Origin of the sequence: Caballeronia sp. SEWSISQ10-4 2 (genome assembly GCF_030464885.1) — a bacterium.
GTDB lineage: Bacteria > Pseudomonadota > Gammaproteobacteria > Burkholderiales > Burkholderiaceae > Caballeronia.
In genome coordinates this window covers 1-1,357 of record NZ_JALPRJ010000204.1, presented here as the reverse complement: position 1 = coordinate 1,357, position 1,357 = coordinate 1, and the positions used below count along the sequence as shown (strand labels likewise).

The 1,357-nt window shown below is 57.7% G+C and carries 1 protein-coding gene; it reads right to left on the bottom strand.

Going from position 1 to position 1,357, the window contains the following annotated elements:
• A partial coding sequence (locus tag M0D69_RS43610) for a bifunctional 2-methylcitrate dehydratase/aconitate hydratase (RefSeq protein ID WP_301787978.1) occupies positions 1-1,357 on the bottom strand: 1,357 nt, incomplete at both ends.

Genomic DNA, 1,357 nt, shown 5'->3' with positions numbered 1-1,357 from the left:
AAATCACATACAAATCAACATATTCATTGACCGGCATTGCTTCGAGCGTTGCCTGATCCATCGATGCCGCAAGGATCGCCTCTTGCTGCTTGGCTGGGAAACGCCGTGCGAGGTTGGTCTTGAACTTCTCGACCAGAAGCGGGATGCCGTCTTCGCGGCGACGTTTGTGCCCGATCGGGTATTCGACAATTACCTCGTCGAATGTGCTGCCGTCATTGAACTCCACGGTCAGCGCATTAGCGATCGAACGCTTCTCCGGATCGTGATAATCCGTCGTGAATTGCGGGTCTTCCACGCATTCCATCTTGGCGCGCAAGATGTCGATGTGTTGATCTTTGGCGACTGAGTCCTCGTAATCGGAGGCCGTCAGGCGACCATGGATCATCGGCACGGCGACCATGTATTGAATGCAGTGATCGCGGTCGGCGGGGTTATCGAGCGGACCCTTTTTATCGATGATGCGAATCGCCGCTTCATGCGTGCGGATCGTGATCTTCTTGATGTCTTCAACCTTCTTGCCGGTTTCCGCGAGCTTGGCGTGCAGCGTCATCGCGGCTTCCACCGCGGTTTGCGAGTGAAACTCAGCCGGGAACGAGATCTTGAAGAGCACGTTCTCCATCACGTACGAACCGTACGGACGCTGGAACTTGAACGCGTTGCCTTTGAACAGCACGTCGTAAAAGCCCCATGTTTTAGCGGTCAAAACCGACGGATAGCCCATTTCGCCCGTCTTCGCGATCAACGCGAGACGCACGGCGCGCGAGGTGGCATCTCCTGCTGCCCACGATTTACGCGAACCCGTATTCGGCGCATGCCGATACGTGCGCAGCGAATGGCCGTCGACGAAGGCCAGAGAAACAGCGTTGATCAACTCATCACGCGTGAGGCCGATCATCTGCCCGACCACCGCCGTGGAAGCCAGCTTCACGAGCAGCACGTGATCGAGACCGACCTTGTTGAACGAATTTTCCAGCGCGATACAGCCTTGAATTTCGTGCGCCTTGATCATGCCGATCAGGACGTCTTTCATCGTCAGCGGCTTTTTGCCGGTGGCGACTGCGTTACGCGAGAGCCAGTCTGCGGTGGCGAGAATTCCGCCGAGGTTATCGGACGGATGGCCCCACTCAGCAGCGAGCCACGTGTCGTTGAAATCGAGCCAGCGGATCATGGCGCCGATATTAAAGGCGGCCTGAACCGGGTCCAGCTGGAAAGAGGTGCCGGGCACCTTGGCGCCGTTGGGGACTATCGTGCCGGGCACGATGGGTCCCATCAGCTTGGTGCATGCCGGATAAGTCAGGGCTTCGAGTCCGCAGCCGAGCGTATCGATCAGACAATTGCGCGCCGTATCCAGCGCGAG